The following is a 20,482-nucleotide window of genomic DNA, read 5'->3' on the forward strand; positions in this document are numbered from 1 at the left end:
ATGGCAAATTTTACGCACAAACCGAGAATTTTGTTCCTATACGGCTCTTTAAGAGAGCGTTCTTATAGTCGCTTGTTGGCGGAAGAATCGGCGAAAATTATTGAGGGCTTCGGCGCCGAAGTTAGGTTTTTTAATCCTCTAGAATTGCCTATTTATGGTAGCGTTCCCGATACGCATCCGAAGGTTCAAGAATTACGGGAATTGAGCCTGTGGTCGGAGGGTCAAGTGTGGTCGAGTCCAGAAATGCACGGCAATATTACCGGCATTATGAAAAATCAAATTGACTGGATTCCTTTAAATATTGGGGCCGTCAGACCGACTCAAGGCCGAACTTTGGCGGTGATGCAAGTTAGCGGCGGTTCGCAGTCTTTTAATGCTGTCAATACTTTGAGAATTTTGGGTCGCTGGATGCGGATGTTTACGATTCCGAATCAGTCTTCGGTTGCTAAGGCTTATCAGGAGTTTAACGATGATGGGACGATGAAGGATTCGCCTTATCGCGATCGCGCGATCGACGTGATGGAGGAACTGTACAAGTTTACCTTACTGTTGCGGGAGCAAACCGACTATTTGACCGATCGCTACAGCGAACGCAAGGAACAAGCCGCTAAAGAGACGATCGCACTAGCAAATCGCGCCCTTGAAACATCTAACTAACAACCACCAACTAACAACTAACAACCAACAAAAACCATGAAAAAAGTAATGTTTGTTTGCAAAAGAAACTCCTGCCGATCGCAAATGGCAGAAGGATTCGCTAAAACCATCGGAGCCGGCAAGATTGGAGTCACCAGTTCCGGGTTAGAATCAAGCAGAGTTCATCCGACAGCAATTCAAGTCATGTCAGAAATCGGCATTGATATCACCGATCAAACATCAAACCCATTAAACGAATTCAATGCAGAAGACTACGATGCAGTAATTTCTCTGTGTGGCTGCGGCGTGAATTTACCCGAAGCGTGGGTATTGCGAGAAGTGTTTGAAGATTGGCAACTCGACGATCCCGACGGACAACCCATCGAAACTTTTCACCGCGTTCGAGATGAAATTAAAGCACGAGTTGAGAAATTAGTGGACTCTCTAAAGTAAGATTAGTGTCAAAATTATAATTCTTGCCTTGTCGGTTTTAACTCAGCTCTTGCAGTATTGTCAATAAGCCTTTTCTGAACAGGCTTTTCGGCCTGTTCCACAACAAAATTCCTCTCCTGTGGAACAGGCCGGAAAGCCTGTTAATCGAGAATGGTGCAAGATGTCAGCTTTAACTGAGTTGTAGTATTGTCAATAAGCCTTTTCTGAACAGGCTTTTCGGCCTGTTCCACAACAAAATTAATCTCCTGTGGAACAGGCCGGAAAGCCTGTTAATCGAGAATGGTGAAAGATGTCAGCTTTAACTGAGTTGTAGTATTGTCAATAAGGCTTTTCTGAACAGGCTTTTCGGCCTGTTCCACAACAAAATTTCTCTCCTGTGGAACAGGCCGGAAAGCCTGTTATTAAAAAGAGTGCAAGATGTGAGTTTCAATTAACTTTGTAGCGACCTGTTAAAATTTGGATCTGTCGCATCCAAAGAATTAGTGCTAAATTATGAGAGGCGTTCCGCCGGAACGCCTCTACATTCGTTGCGAGCACAGACCAAAAGGTTAGCACATGATTCAGACAGCAGTCACGCCTTTCAAAAACAAAATTAACTCAGCTTTAACTAAAAAGCCGATTACAGTTTTACAAATTAATCTCGGCAAACGCTGCAACCTGGCTTGCACTCACTGCCACGTAGAAGCTAGCCCGACACGAACAGAAGAACTTTCCCCGGAAATTTGCGACCAATTAATTGAAATCATTCGCCGCTTTCCTCAAATTCAAACTGTTGACCTCACCGGCGGTGCTCCCGAAATGCTTTACGGTTTTAAACCGCTAGCGGAAGCTGCCAGGGCGGCAGGTAAAGAGGTAATTGTTCGTTCTAATTTGACGATTTACTTTGAAAAAGGTTTTGAAGATATTCCCGACTATTGCGCGCAGCACCAACTCAGAATTGTGGCGTCGCTTCCCTGCTACCAAGCTGACAATGTGGACAAAATGCGCGGCAACGGTGTTTTTGACAGTTCAATTCGGGCGCTGCAAAAGCTAAATCAGTTGGGATACGGGAAAAACCCAAATTTAACTCTGGATTTGGTGTACAATCCACAAGTGCCGGCAACAGACAAGTTTTCGCTAACACCGGAACAAGGTAAGTTAGAGCAAGATTACAAGCTTTATTTAGCGGAACATTTTGGGATTTGTTTTAATCAATTGTTCGCGATTACCAATTTGCCGGTGGGACGAACTAAGTTCCATTTGGAACATAAGAAACTTCACAAGCCTTATCTGGGGTTTTTGGAGGATAATTTTAATCCCGGTACTCTGGAACATTTAATGTGCCGTAACGAATTGTCGATCGACTATTTGGGCAATGTCTACGACTGCGATTTTAACCAGATGGAAAATCTGCCGGCGAAAACTGGCAGCGGGGAAAGGATAACTGTTGCTAAATTGCTCGAATCTGGCAGTTTAGAGGTGATTCAAGAGGTGCAAACGGCTGCTTATTGTTATGGATGTACGGCAGGTTCAGGTTCTAGCTGTGGCGGTACTTTGATTTGAGCAATACAGTAGGGACACTCCAAGATCCCATAGGTGTCAAGTTAAGGTAGAACCCATAGTCCGGCAGGGGTTTAAACCCCTGCCTCAAAGCTAAAGTCCTCTAAAAGAGGACTGAAGAAGTTATTAGTCCTCTTGAGAGGACTTTCGCTATTAGACAGGGGTTTCAACCCCTGGCGGACTGGCGGGTGGGCGGATGGACTTGGCGGGCTAACAGCTTAAGTTGACACTAATGGGCAGTGCCGTGTCCCTACCCTGGAAACGACGGTATATGCAATGAATGAATGGGGAGTTTAAGCAATGAATGATTCGCGATCGCCCGGTGAAGATCCGCCGCCATCCAACAGGTGGAAGCTGATTTTAGGGATTGGTTTAGCTGTGGCTTTAATTGCAGCGACCAGGTTTTTTAACTTCCAAGGAATTCTGAAAAATGCCCTGGAGTCGATCGCTAGTCTCGGCCCGTGGGGCCCGGCAGCTTTTATTTTAATTTACATTGTCGCAACGGTTCTATTTATCCCCGGTTCTTTGCTGACTCTCGGTTCTGGCGTTTTGTTCGGAGTCGTTGGCGGTTCGGTTTGTGTTTCCATCGGCTCGGTTTTAGGCGCAACTGGCGCTTTTTTGGTAGGGCGGTATTTAACTCGCGACTGGGTTTCCAAACAGATAGAGGGCAATCAAAAATTTAAGGCGATCGACTCCGCAGTTGCCTCTGAAGGATGGAAAATTGTACTGCTGACGCGGCTTTCTCCAATTTTTCCGTTTAATTTGCTTAACTATGCTTTTGGAGTCACGCAAGTATCTCTAAAAGACTATTTTTTCGCATCTTGGATCGGCATGATTCCCGGAACTGTCATGTATGTTTATATCGGTTCCCTGGCCGGGAGTTTGGCTGCACTCGGATCGCAAGGGCGATCGCGCACTGCTGCTGAGTGGGCTCTCTACGGGATTGGTTTGCTAGCAACGATCGCCCTCACCGTTTATGCAACCCGCTTGGCTAAAAAAGCTTTAGACGAAAAAATTTCCCCTTGACACCACAGCGCAAATTTGTAAATTTGTCAAGAGGGTTTTGCCCATACATTATAATACATTGCTAATTTAAAAAAGTCCGTGTTTTCTCTGTGTTATTTATAATTATTTTGTTATACAAACGAGATAGAGATTAAAGATATCGTAAAGCAGTTACCTCAATTAGGTAAACCGAAGGTCAAAATATAAAGCTGATGCCAAAATAGAAGGCAAGGGTGCGATCGGAATAAGAATTTTTTGCAGCCAGGAATGCAAGTCATACCATTTTAAATTTGAGATTTGAGATTTGAGATTGCGAATGACTGATGCCTAGCAGGGTTGGGATCACCGGCCTACAGTTGCATTATTTTCTGAAACTCGTCTCACGACTTGACTGATATTAATTCTGCCGCATGACCAATACCGTTTGATGAATTTGATTCGGAGAGAACATTTGATGATGCAAAACCCAGCAAATCAAGCCGGATCAGTGTCTGCGCCGCGGCCACACCAAGCAAAAAAGCTGCGCCAATTTTGGGCAAACATCAGCAATTCTGCTCAATCGCAGTGGCAGCAAGCGCACAGTCTTTGGCAACACAGACGGCAGCGCCGCCATTTGCTGACCCTGCTAATTCTGGCCACCACGGCTTTAACGATTAGCACAACTGCTTGCATCAGCTATTTTTTTGTGCGCGGGCTAATCCTTGACAATTTAAAGCAAATAGCACTATTAAAACTAGAAAAAGGCACCGATGAAATCGACCGCTGGCTCAGCAGCCGCAAAGCAGAAATAGAAACCATTGCTTACGATCCTACGGTGGGCACTCTCAATTGGCAATTAGTCGAGCCCCGGTTGCAAGGAGAAATATACAGATTAAAAGAGTATTTCATCCTGTCATTAACTCAACCCGACGGCTCATTTATCAACACTTTAGGCAACCGCGCGAACAGCAAAGACCGCCAACACTTTCAAAAAGCAATGGCCGGACAGCTCAACGTTTCCGACCCGCTGATCGGCCGCAGTACAAAAGTTTCTACGATCATCATTTCAGCTCCTATTTGGGCTTTGCCCCCCGCTCCAAATCAAGTAATTGGAGTCCTATCGGGCAGCATTAAATTAGACCGAGTAACATCTGTCGCTAACAGCTTGCTGTACGGTTCTGACAGTTATGCTTTTGCGCTCAATTCACAAGGAGTGCCAATTGTTCATCCCAACAATAACTTAATCGGAAATATCGACCTGCCGACCCCAAGCTTTTTACAGTCAAAAGACCCCGCACTCTCCACAATTGCGCGACAGATGATCGACCGGCAGACGAACATCGAACTGGTAAAAATAGATAACAAATGGGTGTATGTGGCCTATGCTCCCCTCAAGGAAGTTAACTGGTCGATGGCTTTAGTAATTCCCCGCGAAAATATTGAATCCCAACTGCAAGCATTAAATTTGCTGACATCCGTAGTCGCCGGACTGCTCATCCCGGCAATGCTAGCAGCCATTTGGCTAATTTACTCCTCCGAAAACAATCGCGCTCAAGCGGAGCGAGAAGCCATGCTCAACCGGATTGCTGGACGCATTCGCGCTTCCCTGGAATTAGACAAAATTGTGCAAAGTACAGTCGAAGAAATAGTAAGTTTGCTGCACCTAGAACGGGCGGCTTTTGGTTGGTACAAACCGCAAGAAAACAGGTTACAAATCCTGTGGGAATGTTGCCCATCTGATTCTCCGACACAAGCCATAAAGTTTGAGTCTTACTTTCTCGAAAATGTGTTAGTACGGAGTGGTCAAGGCGAACCAATTATTCTTTCGAGCGACACTTGGGCGAAGGGTGTAACTCAACCGCCGGAACTTAAAGCTAATAGCTATTTAGCCGTACCTGTCCAGACTCAGAACCAGCCGCAGGGTTATTTAATTTGCAGCCACGCTACTCATTGGCTTTGGAGCAGGGAGGAAATCCAACTGTTAAAAGCTGTAGCAGACCAATTGGCGATCGCAATTACTCAAGCTCACCTTTACAGTCAAACCCAAGACCAAGTAAAACTGCTTAATAGTGCCTTAAATGAACTGAAAAAAACTCAAACTCATTTAGTGCAGAGCGAAAAAATGTCATCCCTCGGTCAAATGGTGGCTGGGATAGCGCACGAAATCAACAACCCCGTTAACTTCATTTCGGCTAATTTGCCTCACACCAGCAAATATACTAAAGATTTATTAGAGTTGGTGAGTTTATACAAAGAAGCCTTCCCAGAGGTTCCCCAGGAAATCGTAGATTTTACCGAAGAAATAGAGTTAGAATTTATCGAGGAGGATTTGCCGCATATATTGAATTCTATGAAAATAGGAAGCGAACGCATTCGCAGCATAGTTCTTTCTTTGCGAAACTTTTCTCGCCTGGATGAATCTGACAAAAAGCTAGCGGACATTCACGAAGGTATAGAAAATACCTTGCTGCTGCTCTCTAACCGCATTAAGAATAGAATTTATATAGTCAAGAAATACGGAAAAGTGCCTTCAGTCGAGTGCTATCCCTCTCAGCTCAATCAGGTGTTTATGAACTTGCTGAGTAATGCGATCGATGCCTTGAACGAGATCGATCGCCTGGATAAAATTATTACTATTTCCACGGGAGTAGTTCGCGAACATGGCGCTAAATTTCTGAAAGTGGCGATCGCCGACAACGGCCCCGGCATTCCCGACAGCGTTAAAGACCAAATTTTTAACCCATTTTTTACTACTAAAGAGGTGGGCAAAGGTACTGGTTTGGGGTTAGCAATTAGCTACAAAATTGTAGTGGATGGACACGGCGGCAGCATCAAAATTTCTCAGCCTCCGGGCGGAGGCACGGAACTTTTGGTAAAAATTCCTATTAGTAACGGAAAGTAATACCAGTGTAGATTTTAGATTTTAGATTTTAAATTTTAAATTTTAGATTTTAAATTTGGGAATGACTGATGAAATAAGAGTTGGGAGATTGTCTATAGTTGCATTATTTTTGAAAAAGGGTATAAGAAGGAAGTGGAAAGGAAGTCCACGGATTTTGTAACGTTGTAACGGAGGTAAGGGAGAGAAGGAAGAGAGAAGAGCGGCTCAACAGTTTTAATTAATGCTAAGTTGACGGCCGTTGGCTAAAATTAGAAGAGTTTTTGTTAAAGGTGTTTTATGGCTGTTGGCAAGGATACAATTTTCGAGCGCTTTTTGTCGCCCCTGATTCGACTGGCGATCGACGAACAAGCACTGAAACGACTCTACGAAGGTATCGACTGGGAAACAGCGGGCGATCGCTACCGACAACCCGATTTAGTTTATCCCGAATATTACAGCAGCCAAAACTTTCACGGCATTAAACGCGGCTACCTCAACCCCAGTGCCGCCGTTTCCTACGATCCCATCACGCAATATGTTTTGCCTCCCCACGAAACCGTCGTCAGGCAAGGCTTAATTGACGCTGTGCGGGTGAAACCGCGCCGAATCATCGATTTGGGATGCGGCACCGGTTCGACAACGCTCATGCTCAAGCAAGCCTTTCCCGAAGCGGAAGTTGTCGGGCTGGACTTGTCGCCTTATATGCTGGTAGTTGCCGACATGAAAGCGCAAAAAGCCGGCTTAAATATCCAGTGGTTGCACGGAAATGCCGAAAGCGTGGCTTTTGGCGATGCCAGCTTTGATTTAGTCGCAGCTTCCTTGCTGTTTCACGAGACGCCACCTGCTGTATCGCGGGCAATTTTGCGAGAAAGCTTCCGACTGCTGAAGGTTGGGGGACAAGTGGCAATTTTGGACGGAAACCAAAAAACTTTGCGGCAAACAGAGTGGCTGACTGATATCTTTGAAGAGCCTTATATTAAGTCTTACGCTGCTGGCAGCCTTGATGCTTGGGCGGGGGCGGCTGGATTCGCGGCGGTGCAAACTCACGAACACTGGTGGACGAATCAGGTGACGCAGGGCGTGAAACCTTTGCCTGGGGAAGATTTGGAACAGGCTAAGGTGGCGAGGGGGTGGAATTGGGGCGATCGAACTCCTGATGTTGATGGCGATTTACCGGGCATTCCAGCTCCTGCTTGATGTATTGTTGAGGTGTATTTTTCGCCCTTTGGGGGCGGGTTTCATAGATGGTTAGTTTTAGGTTGAGATGGTTGGTAAAACCCGCCCCTACTAACTTCCTAATGACTGATGATTAATGACTAATGACTAATGACTAATGACTAATGACTAATGACTAATGACTAATGACTAATGACTAATGACTCTAAAAGCAGTTTTATTTGATTTTAATGGTGTGATTGTTAATGACGAGCCGATTCACGAGAAAATCATCGCTCAATTGATGCTCGATGAAAATCTCCAGCTCAAGCGTGGGGAGTTTCGAGAAATTTGTTTGGGAAGGAGCGATCGCGCTTGCATTACCGAACTACTCAAGCGCCGAGGACGATTTCTGACAGAAACATATCTCGATCGACTGCTGCAGCGCAAGGCCCAAGCTTACAAAGCTCAAATAGATACTTTGGAGAAACTGCCGATTTATCCGGGTTTGGCAGAATTTATTGATAAAATTCGGCCCGCCGGACTGAAAATGGCCGTAGTTAGCGGGGCAATGCGATCGGATATAGAATTGGTGTTAAATCGGGCCGGTTTGGCCGCAAACTTTGAGTTAATTGTCGCAGGCGACGACTTGACGGCGAGCAAACCAGCACCCGACGGCTATCTATTGGCTGTGGAACTTCTCAACCAGAAATATCCCGACTTTAACCTGCAACCGATCGAGTGTTTGGCGATAGAAGATACTTTTGCGGGGATTGAAGCGGCGAAAAAAGCGGGGATTCAGGTGGCGGGCGTAACTCACACTTACCCGTTTCACATGATCCAGCGCCAAGCTAATTGGACGGTGGACTATTTTGCTGATTTAGAGTTGGATAGAGTGGCGGCACTTTGCTCGATCGCCCCCACTGAGCCGGCTGCGGAAAACACTTGACCTTTTTAGCAGTTACGTGCTAGTGTAAGTGACGGTCTGCGAACGTGAGAGCAAGCAAAACCTGTCAGCCTTTTAGATTCGGCAATCTCGCATCTAAAATGCTAAATTAAAACTCAATCAGGGGAATTAGCTCAGTTGGTAGAGCGCTGCGATCGCACCGCAGAGGCCAGCGGTTCGAGTCCGCTATTCTCCATAAATCAGGGGCATTTCTACAGGTGACGATCGTACTCCAAGCGAAGTGCGATCGTCACTTGCTTTGATACTCGCCTATGCAAGTGCGATCGACGCGGTTGCTGCCTAAGTTTTAACATCAATAACCTGTAAAGAGCGAGAAACCCGCTTTCTATGCAAGTGCGATCGACCCGGTTGCGGCCTAACTGGTAGCATCAATAAGATAATTTATGTAAAGAAACCGGGTTTCTAATTACACACTAATTGCTGAAAAGACGTATTTGGGTGTCTCAACCCGGTTTCAGAACAGAATGCAACGGTAGGTAAGCTCCAAAGCCTTATGTCATAAGTCAATCTAAAATCTAAAATCTAAAATCTAAAATGGTATCAGCCCGGTTTCTGGCGCAGTTGCCCTCAATCCCCACAAAACATTCATTTTGTCAAAAACAATAAGTTTTGTAGCTAAAAATACAACAGTCTGCTGGCGCGAGTCTTAATATCAAGTCACTATGTGTTATTATTCTCAATCATCAGACTCATCTGTTCAAGAGTAACAAGAAAAAATGACAAAGCGATTCGATCGGCGGAAATTTCTTTTATACGGTTCTGCTACCCTAACATCAAGTTTATTTCTAAAAGCTTGTAGAACTCCAACTCCAACAGCAACTCCCGCCGCTTCTCCTTCTCCAACTTCAACAGGAACACCAGCAGCAGCAGGTGGCGGAAACACGATCAAAGTAGGAATTTTGCATTCCTTGAGCGGCACGATGTCCATCAGCGAAAAAAGCGTTGTCGATGCCGAACAATTAGCGATCGAAGAAATTAATAAAGCTGGTGGCGTCCTCGGAAAACAAATCGAAGCAGTAATAGAAGATGGCAACTCAGACTGGCCGACTTTTGCCGAAAAAGCCAAAAAATTGATCGACCAAGATAAAGTTGTCACCGTCTTCGGCTGCTGGACTTCTGCTAGTCGCAAAGCAGTATTGCCAGTATTTGAAGAAAAAAATCATATGCTCTGGTATCCCGTACAATACGAGGGTCAAGAGTGTTCCAAGAACATCTTTTACACTGGGGCGGCGCCGAACCAGCAAATCGAACCAGCAGTTGACTGGCTGCTAGAAAATAAAGGGAAAAAATTCTTCTTAGTCGGGTCTGACTACGTTTTTCCCCGCACGGCAAATACCATTATCAAGGCACAGCTAGCAGCCAAAGGCGGCGAATTAGTTGGGGAAGATTACATTCCTTTGGGCGGGACAGAAGTCACGCCAATTATTACTAAAATTAAGGCCGCTTTGCCAGACGGCGGCGTCATTTTCAACTCTCTCAACGGCGACAGTAACGTAGCATTCTTCAAACAGTTGCAGGGTGCAGGTTTGGGCCCGGACAAATATCCGTCAATGTCGGTCAGTATTGCGGAAGAAGAAGTAAAGGCGATCGGCGTAGAATATCTTAAAGGCCATTACGCCGCCTGGAATTACTTCATGACTGTGGAATCTCCGGCCAATACAAAATTTGTGGAAGCTTTCAAGGCAAAATACGGCAAAGATAGAGTGACCAATGACCCGATGGAAGCAGCTTACATCATGGTTTACCTGTGGAAGCAAGCTGTCGAAAAAGCAGGGACAGCCGACGATTTGGAAAAAGTGCGGGCAGCCGCTTTGGGTCAAACCTTTGACGCGCCGGGGGGCACAGTAACGATGGATGTTAACCATCACCTTTCTAAATTTGTGCGGTTGGGCGAAGTTAGAGACGACGGTTTATTTAACATCGCTTTTGCTACACCACAAGCAGTGAAGCCGGTGCCTTGGAATCAATTTGTCGCTGAAACAAAAGGCTTTGCTTGCGATTGGTCAGACCCCGCAAAAGGTGGCAAGTTCAAAGCTTCATAAGTAGCTAATACCAATTTGGTTAACGTTGGTAACGTATCTTTTATCCCCCTAGGGTGTGTCTTTAAACCCGGAGATCCCCCCCAGCCCCCCTTATTAAGGCAGGGCGGTTTCATTCTCAAGAAAATCGCGATTTTGTAGGGGTAGTGCTACCCCTACTCCCCGTGCCTACCCCCTCCACAGACGACTTCACAGGCGTTTGGGACATGGGGGCAGCCACGGGGGGCAGCCCCTACAAGAGAATGAAACAGCCCTGCTTATTAAGGGGGGAGTAAGAGCATTCTTTCGTCAATCTCTACTCCCTTAATAAGGGGGGAGTAAGAGCATTCTTTCGTCAATCTCTACTCCCCTTAATAAGGGGGAACTGGACTCTTCAAAGTCAACCCCTACTCCCCTTCTTAAGGGAGATTTAGGGGGATCTAGACTCGGCTACAAGCGAAATATACAGAGGGTTTTAGTTCTAAGTTGACACCAATAGGGTAAAACCCGCCCCTAATTATCCCCGAACAAAGTTGATCGACTTGATGCAGGAGTAACAAAATTGGCGATATTAGATGGTTTATTTAACGGCCTTAGCATCGGCGCAGTTTTACTAATTGCCGCCCTGGGATTAGCGATTATTTTCGGGCTGATGGGCGTGATTAATATGGCTCATGGCGAGTTGATGATGCTAGGGGCTTATACAACTTTCGTAGTGCAAAATGTCTTCAAAGGTATCGGAGGATTTGCTTTTGAAACCTATATTTTATTTGCGATTCCCCTAGCTTTTTTAGTGGCTGCACTGGTAGGATTAATTCTCGAACGCGGAGTGATTCGCTATCTTTACGGGCGTCCACTAGAAACTCTGCTGGCAACTTGGGGCGTAAGTTTAATTTTGCAGCAGTTTGTCCGCAGCGTAAGTTGGGTTCTGGTAATTGGGATTGCGGTGTTTTGTTTGCTGTTTTTTGGCGGTTTGCGGGTGCTGAAATCGCGCCTAGATTTCGATCGCATTCGCAGCAAAATTATCGCCCTAATTTTGCCTTTATCTTTGGGTATTTCCTGGGCGGTGAGCGCGTTTTTAGGGCAAACTTACAAACTGGCAGTAACTCAACCTTGGTTTGGTGCTCAAAATGTGGATGTGACTGCACCGAAATGGTTGCGGGGCGGCATACCGCTGGGCAATTTTCAGTTGCCCTACGCCCGAATTTTTATTATTGTCCTCACCGGAATTTGTTTGGCGGGAATTTACCTATTTTTGCAAAAGTCTGTGTGGGGATTGCGGATTAGATCCGTGACGCAAAATCGCAGCATGAGTGCGTGTTTGGGAATTCCTACCGAACAAGTAGACGCGCTGACTTTTGCTTTGGGTTCGGGGCTGGCAGGTGTTGCTGGCTGCGCGATTAGTTTGATTGGTTCGGTAGGGTCAAATACCGGACAAAATTATATAGTCGATACGTTTATGGTGGTGGTTGTGGGCGGTGTCGGCAAGATTGTGGGGAGTGTAGTTGCTGCGATCGCGATCGGCACTGCAAATTACCTGATCGGTTCGGGAACATTAGCATTAATGTTCGCTCCTGTCAAGCCTTTAGCCGACTTCTTCACATTTTTCGCCACAACCAGCATGGCAAAAGTAATGGTATTCGCCTTAATTATGGCTTTTCTGCAAGTGAAGCCGGGAGGGATTTTCCCGCAAAAAGGGCGGACGGTAGAAAATTAAAAATTACAACTGCGAGTGTAGCGAAAAATGCAGAAAACACATCAAAAACCCTGGCTAAAAGAAGCGGCAATTGTCAGCGCGATCGCCCTCACATTCATCTTACTCCTCCCAGGAATACTCCCCGACGTTCGGCTAAATCAATTAGGGCGATTTTTAGCACTAGCAATTGCAGCCCTCGGCATAGACTTGATTTGGGGATACACGGGTTTACTTAGTTTAGGGCATGGGGTGTTTTTTGCGATCGGCGGCTACGCTTTCGCCATGCACCTAAAACTGCAAATTCCCCCAACCGCCAGCAGTCAATTGCCAGAATTTATGAACCTCTACGGCGTTACCGAACTCCCCTGGTTTTGGCAACCATTTTATTCATTTCCTTTCTCAGCATTAGCAGTAGTTCTCATCCCCGCCATCTTGGGCGCACTTTTAGGTTATTTAGTATTCCGCAATCGGATTCGAGGCGTTTACTTTTCAATTCTTACCCAAGCAGCAACCATTGTATTTTTCAATTTCTTTAACGGTCAGCAAAAACTGATTAACGGAACCAACGGACTCACCGACTTTAAAACCTTGTTCGGAGCCACAGTAAATGACCGAGATACTCAATATATTTTCTACATTCTCACCATACTATTTCTAGCAGCAACTTACGCCCTCTGCCGCTGGCTGACCAGCGGGCGTTTCGGCCGCCTGCTAGTAGCCATTCGCGACGACGAAGTGCGCCTGCGTTTCTCAGGTTACAATCCCACAGGCTACAAAGTTTTAGTCTTTGCAATTTCCGCCGGTTTAGCCGGGATTGCAGGCGCATTATTTACCGTACAAACCGGAATAATTTCGCCAAAAGCAATGGATATTGCCTTTTCAATTGAAATGGTAATCTGGGTCGCAGTGGGAGGCCGCGCCACATTATCGGGAGCAATATTGGGAACACTGCTAGTCAACTTTGGTAAAAGTTTCTTGAGCGAACAATTCCCCGAAGTTTGGCTGTTTTTCCAAGGTGCGCTATTCCTCATAGTAGTCACTGTGCTGCCCGACGGCTTAGTCGGATGGCTGCAACATCAAGGTTTCGGTCAAATCCGCAGGTTGTTCAGAAGACCTAAGTACGCATCTACTTACCCCAGCCTGGAACAAGACCCCCAAGTGCAGCTCGAAAAAGAAGAACTTGAACATTGAGTGAAAAAATATCGTGTAATTTAGAAGGAGGCTGACCTAAATAAATGTCACCTACAACAGACAAACAAAGCAATCGCCATAGACTTGGCAAACGCTGCGTTTATCTCTGTCTGAGGAAACGCAATATATATGTCCACCTACTTAGATATCCGTAGCAAGTAGCTTCGTTCTTTAACTTGAGGGGCAACATATGGCAGATATTATTGACTACAAAATCTACGGCGACGATTTGCAACTCATCGAGATTGAACTCGACCCCAAAGAAGGTGTTAGGGCTGAAGCTGGAACCATGACATACATGGAAGGCGACATCCAAATGCAAACATCCACAGGCGGCGGCTTATTTCAAGGTTTCAAACGAATGCTGACAGGAGCTGGTTTTTTCATTACCACCTTTGTCAACGCCGGAAATCGTAAAGCCCGCGTAGCTTTTGCCGCCCCCTATCCGGGTAAAGTAATTCCCCTTGATTTAGGCCAACTTGGCGGTAAATTTTTGTGTCAAAAAGACTCATTTCTCTGTGCGGCCAACGGCATTGACATTGAGGTAGCATTCACCAAGCGGCTCGGTGCCGGTTTCTTTGGTGGAGAAGGTTTTATTCTGCAAAAATTGCAGGGTGACGGGCTAGCTTTTGTTCATGCGGGAGGAACAATAGTTGAGAAAAATTTGGGAGTTGGCGAAGTGTTGCGAGCGGACACTGGTTGTTTGGTAGCTTTTGCGCCGACTGTAGATTACGATATTCAGTTTGTGGGCGGGTTTAAAAATGCTCTATTTGGCGGTGAAGGCTTGTTTTTAGTCAAGCTAACCGGGCCTGGAAAAGTGTATTTGCAAAGTCTGCCGCTCTCGAAGTTAGCTGAGCGAATTATGGCTGCTTCTCCACCTCCAGTGTCGAGCAGTTCTAGCAGTTTTACTTGAGAGTAAACTGCCAGCAAAAAGTAGTAAGTTGGGTGTCACGGAAGGGGAGACAATCTCCTTAATAAGTTAATAAGGGAGGATATTTGCCTTCCGCACCTACAAGAGCTATGGGTTGTTGTCCATTAGTGAGTGACTTGTTAATTATGAATGGAAAAGTATTAGAAATAGAAAACTTGACTGTGAGTTTTGATGGTTTTAAAGCCATCAACGGTTTAAATTTCAGCATGGATGCGGGCGAACTGCGAGTTATCATTGGCCCCAATGGTGCGGGTAAAACAACTTTTCTCGATTCAATTACCGGGAAGGTGCAGCCGACAGAGGGCAGGGTGTTATTTAAGGGACAAAATTTACGCAAGTTGTCGGAAGATAGGATTTCGCGCTTGGGAATTGGCCGCAAGTTTCAGACGCCGCGAGTTTACTTGAATTTAACGCCACGCGAAAATTTGGAATTGTCTTGCAGCCGCCATAAAAATGTTTTTTCGACTTTGTTCAAGCCTGCTTCGGCTGCTGAAAAACGCACGGTTGCGGGTTTGTTAGAAACAATTGGTTTAGTTGCTAAGGCTGATATTTCGGCTGGTTTGCTTTCTCACGGGGAAAAGCAATGGTTGGAAATTGGAATGTTGGTGGCTCAATCTCCTGATTTGTTGTTGGTAGATGAACCTGTGGCGGGTTTGACGGATGAGGAAACGATGTTAACTGGAGAGTTGCTGATTTCGCTGGCCGAAAGTCATTCGGTGTTGGTAATTGAACACGATATGGAGTTTGTGCGGCAAATTGCGCGGCAGGTGACGGTGTTGCATCAGGGTGCGGTTTTGTGTGAGGGGACTATGGATGAGGTGCAAAATGACGATCGGGTAATTGAGGTATATTTGGGAAAACCTGAAGAATAGTTATTAGTCAACAGTTATTAGTCAACAGTGAACAGTTAACAGTCAACAGTCAACAGTCAACAATTATGCTACAAGTCTCTAATTTGAATGTTTACTACGGCGAAAGTCACATTTTGCGCGATGTCGATTTAAGCGTAAATGCTGGGCAAATGGTTTGCTTGATCGGCCGCAATGGTGTGGGCAAAACTACTATGCTAAAAACGATTATGGGGTTGCTGCAACCGCGCAGTGGCACTATTGCTTTTGGCGGAGAATCTATTGCTTCTAAGTTGACTTACCAGCGGGCTAGATTAGGCATTGGTTATGTGCCTCAAGGGCGTGAAATTATTCCACGTTTGACGGTAAAAGAAAATCTTTTGTTAGGTTTGGAAGCGAAACCAACCAAAACCAAAAATCCTGAAGTTCCTGATGAAATTTTTGAGTTATTTCCGGTTTTGAAAACTATGCTCGATCGCCTGGGAGGTGATTTGAGCGGGGGACAGCAGCAGCAGTTAGCTATTGCTAGGGCTTTGATGGGTGAGCCGCAGTTGCTGGTTTTGGATGAACCGACGGAGGGGATTCAACCATCCATTATTTTAGACATAGAAGCTGCGGTGCGCCGTGTGGTTGCGACTAGGGGGATTTCTGTTTTGTTGGTGGAGCAACATTTGCATTTTGTGCGGCAAGCTGACTGGTATTATGCTATGCAAAAAGGCGGGATTGTGGCTTCTGGAAGCACTAGCGAGTTAAGTGATGAGGTGATTCAGAGGTTTTTGGCTGTTTGAATAGAATTGAAGGAAGGCACGACAAGGATTTGGACGATGACAGCGAGCGCATCAAAGAGCAAGAAGGGCAAGCGTTTAGATTGGAAAAATGGCCTATTCGTCTGGGTTCGCTTGGTATTCTGCGATCGCAGTTTGGATTTCCTCGGCGGAGACATTTGCTTGTTCTGATTTCGAGTAAATCAGGTGTAAAACAACTTGAGTCGGTGATTCAACTTGATAAATCAAGCGATAACCGCCGCTCTTACCAACTTGGGAATCACTGTTTTTAGCCCGGACTTTGTAAACGGTGTATTGAGTCCCTGTAATCTGGTTTCCTATGAAGTTTCCTTGGATAAGCTCATCAAGGACTGGCTGAATATCGGTTTGAATTTGGCGATACTTTTTAGCGAGTCCTTTGAGGCGACGTTTGAAAAGTACCGTGAATGTGACTTGGACTGACATATCAGACATTGATACCGTCCCAGAGTTCCGATATGGGAAAGGTTTGTCCCGCTTTGGCTTGGTGGAGGGAGGCTTTCAGATCGGCGAGGATTTGCTCGTTGGAGTCGGTATCTGAGTCAAAATCTGAGTCGAAGTCTGGGGCGATCGCGGATTGTGTCCGACTGGTCAAAAATTCCAGAAATGCCAGCGTTTGCTCTAAAAGTGGCTCAGGAGTCCGTTCGATCGCTTCGAGAAGGCGTTGTTTAATCGGCGACATAAGACTACCTCTATTATTAATTATTTTTTCTGCCGTCGGGCATTGTGGTGCCGGCCATACTTGCTCGATCGATACTAGCGCCATCTATATTAGCATTGCGGAGGTTGGCCTCGGAAAGATTGGCATCTCTCAAGTCGGAAAATCGCAGGTCTGCACCGTCTAGATTTGTCTTTGTCAAGTTAGCTTTTCTGAGGTTAGCGTTGCTGATTCTCGCTCCTACTAATTCGGCTCCGCTTAAGTTTGTGCGAGCTAGATTGGTGTTGACAAAATCTGAGATCTCGAAGCGACTACCGCTGAGGTTGGCATCTGATAAATCTGCTCCTGTAAGGATGGGATTTTTTAAGTTAATGTTAACTAATTTTACGGCTCGGAGGTCGCAGCGGGAGCAGCTTTGAGTTAGCAGCAGCGTTTCGACGTTGGCGTTGATTTGGTCGATTTGTTGCTGGGAGAAATTTTCGGCAAATTCTGGGGAGACGTAGCCGAGGTTTTTGGGGTCGGCTGGTTTTGGTTGGGGTGTTTGGATTGGGGGTGTTTGGATTTGTTGGGGTGTTTGGATGGGTTGAGGTGTTTGTGGTTGGGGTGTTGGGATTGGTTGGGGTGTTGGGATTGTTTGGGGTGTTGGGATGGGTTGGGGTGTTGGGATGGGTTGGGGTGTTTCTATTTGCCCGATCGCACTTAGTTGCAGCCCCACCTTCGGCAAATCGAGAGTTGCTGCAAAAATTACTAGGGCGATCGACATTATTGTGAGTTTTTTCATAAATCTCTAACTTTTTGTTTGCCAAAATACCATTTATATGGTATGATACCTCGAAAAGTGAACCCTCTACATTTCGCTAAATAGATCGAAATTCAGATAAAAAACTTCGGAACCATCATGTGCGCGAATTAACTTTTCTATTACCGGAGGCAGTTGCTGTTGACGGTACAATTCTGGAATCTCGCAGAAGCTTTCTTCGGTAATTTCCAAAATTTTTGGCATATTAGGAAGGGGAATCCCCAACCGATCGCTTTTATTTAAGGTACAAATAATCAGGTATTTGCAGTCAGCAATGCTCGGACTGCTGGGAAATATTGTGGATAAATTAATTATGGTAATCAGTTCTTCTTGATGCCGCAGTAAACTATTACCGTTAGGTAAAATACCGTAGACATTAAAGTTTTTAACAATGCGTTCCACACGCTCAATAGGAACAGCATAGTAAATATTTCCTAGTTCAAAGGAAACCATTTTTTTAGGGGCAATTCTAACAGTGGCTTGTTTCTTGCTCCGAAATCGGCGATTGTAATTGGCGTGAGTCATTCGATTTTAGATTTTAGATTTTAGATTTTAGATTGACGATTATTGGATTGAAGATTATTGGATTTTATACCAATTTAATGTGAAGTTGCACATCATATCTCGATCCCCCTAAATCCCCCTGATTGTTGGGGAGTAGGGGTTGACTTTGAGAAGAATCTTGTCCCCCCCTTATTAAGGGGGGCTAGGGGGGATCGAGATATATGCAGCCTCATACAAAATTGGTATTAGATTTTAGATTATTCGATTTTAGTAGGTGAGTCGGGTGCGTAGTTCCCACTATTATTCGCGGGTGCAATTACTTTTTGCCTAAGTTTTGTTTGAGATTAGGGATTATTTGATTGGAAATTTGAGATTGTGGATTAAATTATTGAGTGGTGGATTAATTTGGGGATAGCTTGTAAAAGTTGGGCTTCGCTGTAAGGTTTGGTGAAGTATTGATTGGCGCCTAATTCCATTGCCATTTGCCGATGTTTTGCCCCGCTACGGGATGTCAGCATAGCTACGGGAATCTTAGCAAACCGTTCGGTCGATCTGATCGATCGCAACAATTCAAATCCATCCATCCGGGGCATTTCAATATCCACGATCGCCAAACTGCAATCAAGACCATTTTGCAACTTTTCCAGGGCATCCAGGCCGTCTTTAGCCTGTACCACCCGGTAGCGAGCACGAGTCAGCGTCAGAGACAGCAACTGGCGAATTGTATAGGAATCATCCACTACCAAAATCTGCGGTGACTGACTCGAACTCGCCGGTATCTCCTGCACTTTACCGGAGATAGCGGCGATCGAACTATTTACCACAGGTTGGCCCACCAAATCGTCCACATCCAGAATATTCACCACGCGCCCGTCCCCCAAAATCGTAGTCCCCAAAACGCCGCGAGGCTTGGATAGAGGCGGCGGCAAAGGTTTAACCACTATTTCCTGCTGACCGATCAGCCGTTCCACTGCCACCGCCAGCATTCCTTCGGTAGAAGCCAAAACCAGGACGGGAATTTCCTCTTGGGTCAAAGGGTCAGGAGAGGGGGCATCCGGCCCGACGACGCTGTATTCGAGCAAATCTTGCATTCTCACCAAACGAATAAATTCCTCCCGCCACCACAGCATCGGCTGATTGCCGGCAATGTGAACTTCCGAGGCTTTAATGTGCAGAATTTCCTCGACTGCATCAAGCGGCACTGCTATTTTATTGTGATCGGTTTTCACCATCAAAGCATCAGTAATCGACAACAGCAGTGGCAGTTTAATAATAAAACTCGTACCTTTTCCCAGGCGAGAGTCTACCTTCACAGTTCCCCGCACAGTCCGCAAATTTGTTCGCACCACGTCGAGCCCGACTCCCCGCCCCGAAAGGTCGCTGACCCCTTCAGTAGTGCTGAAACCCGCCCAAAACAGAAAATCGTAGAGTTCGGCAATGGAAAATTCTTGAGCTTGTTCCTCCGTAGCCAAACCCTTTGTGACAATTTTACGGCGAATCATTTCCGGGTCAATGCCTTTGCCATCATCGGCGACAGTAATAATAGTTTGGCCGCCTTGGTGGCGGGCTTCTATTTCTATTTGACCGCTGGCCGGCTTGCCGCTTGCTTTCCGAACTTCGGGCATTTCGATGCCGTGGTCGAAAGCGTTTCTCACTAAGTGTATTAAGGGGTCGCGCAAAGCATCGAGCAAACTTTCGTCAATTTTGGTATCTCTTCCCACTAGCAGCAGGTTGACATCCTTATCGTATGTGAGACACATCTCTCGGAGGGCTCTGGGCAAGTGATCGACGGCGCGACTGAAACTCACGACTCGCAACTGCATGACGCGACTGCGTAGTTGTTCGGTAATGCGACGCAGTTGGTCGGTACTGCGCTCGAATTTCATGGCTAAGGTGTCTAATTTGGTGGCGGATTGAGAAATTGCTTGGGCAGTTTCGATGACTTCTGCGGCTGTCGAGTGGAACTCTGTATAACGATCCATCTCTAAGATATCGAAGTGAGCATGAAGCGGAGAGGATTTGCCGTTAGCAATCATGGGGAATTCTGTTTCTGCTGCTGCAAGTTTTCCCAATCCAGAGTTCCCGTTTCCCCCTCTCCACTCTGCAAAGCTCAGTCTGTCGTATTCTTCTCGCAACTGGCCGCCGAATTGGTTCAAATCTACGATATTGCGGCGGATGCGCTTGACTTCGCCGCGCAGTTCGGATTCTTGAAGTTCTAAATTTGTACGGTTGATGACTAATTCCCCGACTAAATTCACCAATTCAGTTAAGCGTTCTAAGTCTACCCGGATTGTCGGCCTTTGCGGGTTGGGGACTGGGAGAGTCGGGGAGGGGGAGATTTCGGGGGGAGTGGGAGTGGGGGAGAGTGGGGGAGTGGGAGTGGGGGAGAGTGGGAGAGTGGGAGTGGGGGAGAGGGAGA

The 20,482-nt window shown here is 46.1% G+C and carries 18 protein-coding genes and 1 tRNA gene; 14 read left to right on the forward strand and 5 right to left on the reverse strand.

From position 1 onward, the window contains the following. The 14 genes from arsH to urtE all read left to right on the forward strand — a co-directional run bounded on the left by arsH (position 1) and on the right by urtE (position 16,087). The gene (gene arsH / locus QUB35_RS31340) at positions 1 to 657 is read left to right on the forward strand and encodes an arsenical resistance protein ArsH (RefSeq protein WP_333145634.1); all 657 of its coding nucleotides are present in this window, start codon (positions 1 to 3) and stop codon (positions 655 to 657) included. A 36-nt stretch (positions 658 to 693) separates the two neighbouring features. Continuing rightward, positions 694 to 1,089, forward strand: a complete 396-nt coding sequence (gene arsC / locus QUB35_RS31345) for an arsenate reductase, glutathione/glutaredoxin type (protein WP_333145636.1) — start codon at positions 694 to 696, stop codon at positions 1,087 to 1,089. A 555-nt stretch (positions 1,090 to 1,644) separates the two neighbouring features. Then, entirely contained in the window at positions 1,645 to 2,631 is a 987-nt protein-coding gene (gene arsS, locus QUB35_RS31350) for an arsenosugar biosynthesis radical SAM (seleno)protein ArsS (RefSeq protein ID WP_333145638.1), read from the forward strand. Between the two features lie 297 nt (positions 2,632 to 2,928). Beyond that, complete coding sequence (locus QUB35_RS31355) at positions 2,929 to 3,654, forward strand: TVP38/TMEM64 family protein (protein WP_333145640.1); 726 nt, start codon at positions 2,929 to 2,931, stop codon at positions 3,652 to 3,654. A 433-nt stretch (positions 3,655 to 4,087) separates the two neighbouring features. Continuing rightward, positions 4,088 to 6,514, forward strand: a complete 2,427-nt coding sequence (locus QUB35_RS31360) for an ATP-binding protein (protein ID WP_333145641.1) — start codon at positions 4,088 to 4,090, stop codon at positions 6,512 to 6,514. Positions 6,515 to 6,790: 276 nt separating this feature from the next. Further along, positions 6,791 to 7,690, forward strand: a complete 900-nt coding sequence (locus QUB35_RS31365) for a methyltransferase domain-containing protein (protein ID WP_333145643.1) — start codon at positions 6,791 to 6,793, stop codon at positions 7,688 to 7,690. 178 nt (positions 7,691 to 7,868) lie between these two features. Beyond that, entirely contained in the window at positions 7,869 to 8,597 is a 729-nt protein-coding gene (locus QUB35_RS31370) for an HAD family phosphatase (RefSeq protein ID WP_333145646.1), read from the forward strand. Positions 8,598 to 8,717: 120 nt separating this feature from the next. Then, positions 8,718 to 8,790, forward strand: a tRNA-Ala gene (locus QUB35_RS31375). A gap of 541 nt (positions 8,791 to 9,331) precedes the next feature. Next, complete coding sequence (gene urtA, locus QUB35_RS31380) at positions 9,332 to 10,657, forward strand: urea ABC transporter substrate-binding protein (protein WP_333145649.1); 1,326 nt, start codon at positions 9,332 to 9,334, stop codon at positions 10,655 to 10,657. A 538-nt stretch (positions 10,658 to 11,195) separates the two neighbouring features. Next, positions 11,196 to 12,350 (forward strand): ABC transporter permease subunit, encoded by a 1,155-nt coding sequence (locus QUB35_RS31385; protein ID WP_333145652.1) that lies wholly within the window; start codon positions 11,196 to 11,198, stop codon positions 12,348 to 12,350. Positions 12,351 to 12,377: 27 nt separating this feature from the next. Then, positions 12,378 to 13,520: an urea ABC transporter permease subunit UrtC gene (urtC, locus tag QUB35_RS31390; RefSeq protein WP_333145654.1), complete on the forward strand. Its 1,143-nt coding sequence runs from the start codon at positions 12,378 to 12,380 to the stop codon at positions 13,518 to 13,520. A 190-nt stretch (positions 13,521 to 13,710) separates the two neighbouring features. Continuing rightward, on the forward strand, positions 13,711 to 14,433 hold the full coding sequence (locus QUB35_RS31395; RefSeq protein ID WP_333145656.1) for a TIGR00266 family protein: 723 nt from the start codon (positions 13,711 to 13,713) through the stop codon (positions 14,431 to 14,433). Between the two features lie 143 nt (positions 14,434 to 14,576). Beyond that, positions 14,577 to 15,323, forward strand: coding sequence for an urea ABC transporter ATP-binding protein UrtD (urtD, locus tag QUB35_RS31400; RefSeq protein WP_333101927.1), 747 nt, complete (start codon positions 14,577 to 14,579; stop codon positions 15,321 to 15,323). A gap of 65 nt (positions 15,324 to 15,388) precedes the next feature. Further along, the gene (gene urtE, locus QUB35_RS31405) at positions 15,389 to 16,087 is read left to right on the forward strand and encodes an urea ABC transporter ATP-binding subunit UrtE (RefSeq protein WP_333145659.1); all 699 of its coding nucleotides are present in this window, start codon (positions 15,389 to 15,391) and stop codon (positions 16,085 to 16,087) included. 93 nt (positions 16,088 to 16,180) lie between these two features. On the opposite strand, the gene QUB35_RS31410 is transcribed toward urtE, so the two are convergent. The 5 genes from QUB35_RS31410 to QUB35_RS31430 all read right to left on the reverse strand — a co-directional run. Beyond that, positions 16,181 to 16,537, reverse strand: a complete 357-nt coding sequence (locus QUB35_RS31410; protein WP_333145661.1) for a type II toxin-antitoxin system mRNA interferase toxin, RelE/StbE family — start codon at positions 16,535 to 16,537, stop codon at positions 16,181 to 16,183. Next, on the reverse strand, positions 16,530 to 16,784 hold the full coding sequence (locus tag QUB35_RS31415) for a hypothetical protein (protein ID WP_333036453.1): 255 nt from the start codon (positions 16,782 to 16,784) through the stop codon (positions 16,530 to 16,532). Before QUB35_RS31415 ends, QUB35_RS31410 begins: the two co-directional genes overlap by 8 nt. 16 nt (positions 16,785 to 16,800) lie before the next feature. After that, on the reverse strand, positions 16,801 to 17,541 hold the full coding sequence (locus tag QUB35_RS31420; protein ID WP_333145664.1) for a pentapeptide repeat-containing protein: 741 nt from the start codon (positions 17,539 to 17,541) through the stop codon (positions 16,801 to 16,803). Between the two features lie 66 nt (positions 17,542 to 17,607). Continuing rightward, positions 17,608 to 18,084: a chemotaxis protein CheW gene (locus tag QUB35_RS31425; RefSeq protein ID WP_333145667.1), complete on the reverse strand. Its 477-nt coding sequence runs from the start codon at positions 18,082 to 18,084 to the stop codon at positions 17,608 to 17,610. A gap of 359 nt (positions 18,085 to 18,443) precedes the next feature. Next, positions 18,444 to 20,482, reverse strand: a 2,039-nt coding sequence (locus QUB35_RS31430) for a hybrid sensor histidine kinase/response regulator (RefSeq protein ID WP_333145668.1), incomplete at its 5' end; no start/stop codon positions are given.

Origin of the sequence: Microcoleus sp. B13-B6 (assembly GCF_036705405.1) — a bacterium.
Classification (GTDB): domain Bacteria; phylum Cyanobacteriota; class Cyanobacteriia; order Cyanobacteriales; family Microcoleaceae; genus Microcoleus.

Coding starts and splice junctions, on each gene's coding strand:
- urtD (WP_333101927.1), top strand. CDS start 14,577: ATGAATGGAAAAGTATTAGAAATAGAAAACTTGACTGTGAGTTTTGAT.
- QUB35_RS31420 (WP_333145664.1), bottom strand. CDS start 17,541: ATGAAAAAACTCACAATAATGTCGATCGCCCTAGTAATTTTTGCAGCA.
- QUB35_RS31395 (WP_333145656.1), top strand. CDS start 13,711: ATGGCAGATATTATTGACTACAAAATCTACGGCGACGATTTGCAACTC.
- arsC (WP_333145636.1), top strand. CDS start 694: ATGAAAAAAGTAATGTTTGTTTGCAAAAGAAACTCCTGCCGATCGCAA.
- QUB35_RS31425 (WP_333145667.1), bottom strand. CDS start 18,084: ATGACTCACGCCAATTACAATCGCCGATTTCGGAGCAAGAAACAAGCC.
- QUB35_RS31360 (WP_333145641.1), top strand. CDS start 4,088: ATGATGCAAAACCCAGCAAATCAAGCCGGATCAGTGTCTGCGCCGCGG.
- urtE (WP_333145659.1), top strand. CDS start 15,389: ATGCTACAAGTCTCTAATTTGAATGTTTACTACGGCGAAAGTCACATT.
- urtA (WP_333145649.1), top strand. CDS start 9,332: ATGACAAAGCGATTCGATCGGCGGAAATTTCTTTTATACGGTTCTGCT.
- urtC (WP_333145654.1), top strand. CDS start 12,378: ATGCAGAAAACACATCAAAAACCCTGGCTAAAAGAAGCGGCAATTGTC.
- QUB35_RS31410 (WP_333145661.1), bottom strand. CDS start 16,537: ATGTCTGATATGTCAGTCCAAGTCACATTCACGGTACTTTTCAAACGT.
- QUB35_RS31415 (WP_333036453.1), bottom strand. CDS start 16,784: ATGTCGCCGATTAAACAACGCCTTCTCGAAGCGATCGAACGGACTCCT.
- arsS (WP_333145638.1), top strand. CDS start 1,645: ATGATTCAGACAGCAGTCACGCCTTTCAAAAACAAAATTAACTCAGCT.
- QUB35_RS31355 (WP_333145640.1), top strand. CDS start 2,929: ATGAATGATTCGCGATCGCCCGGTGAAGATCCGCCGCCATCCAACAGG.
- QUB35_RS31370 (WP_333145646.1), top strand. CDS start 7,869: ATGACTCTAAAAGCAGTTTTATTTGATTTTAATGGTGTGATTGTTAAT.
- arsH (WP_333145634.1), top strand. CDS start 1: ATGGCAAATTTTACGCACAAACCGAGAATTTTGTTCCTATACGGCTCT.
- QUB35_RS31365 (WP_333145643.1), top strand. CDS start 6,791: ATGGCTGTTGGCAAGGATACAATTTTCGAGCGCTTTTTGTCGCCCCTG.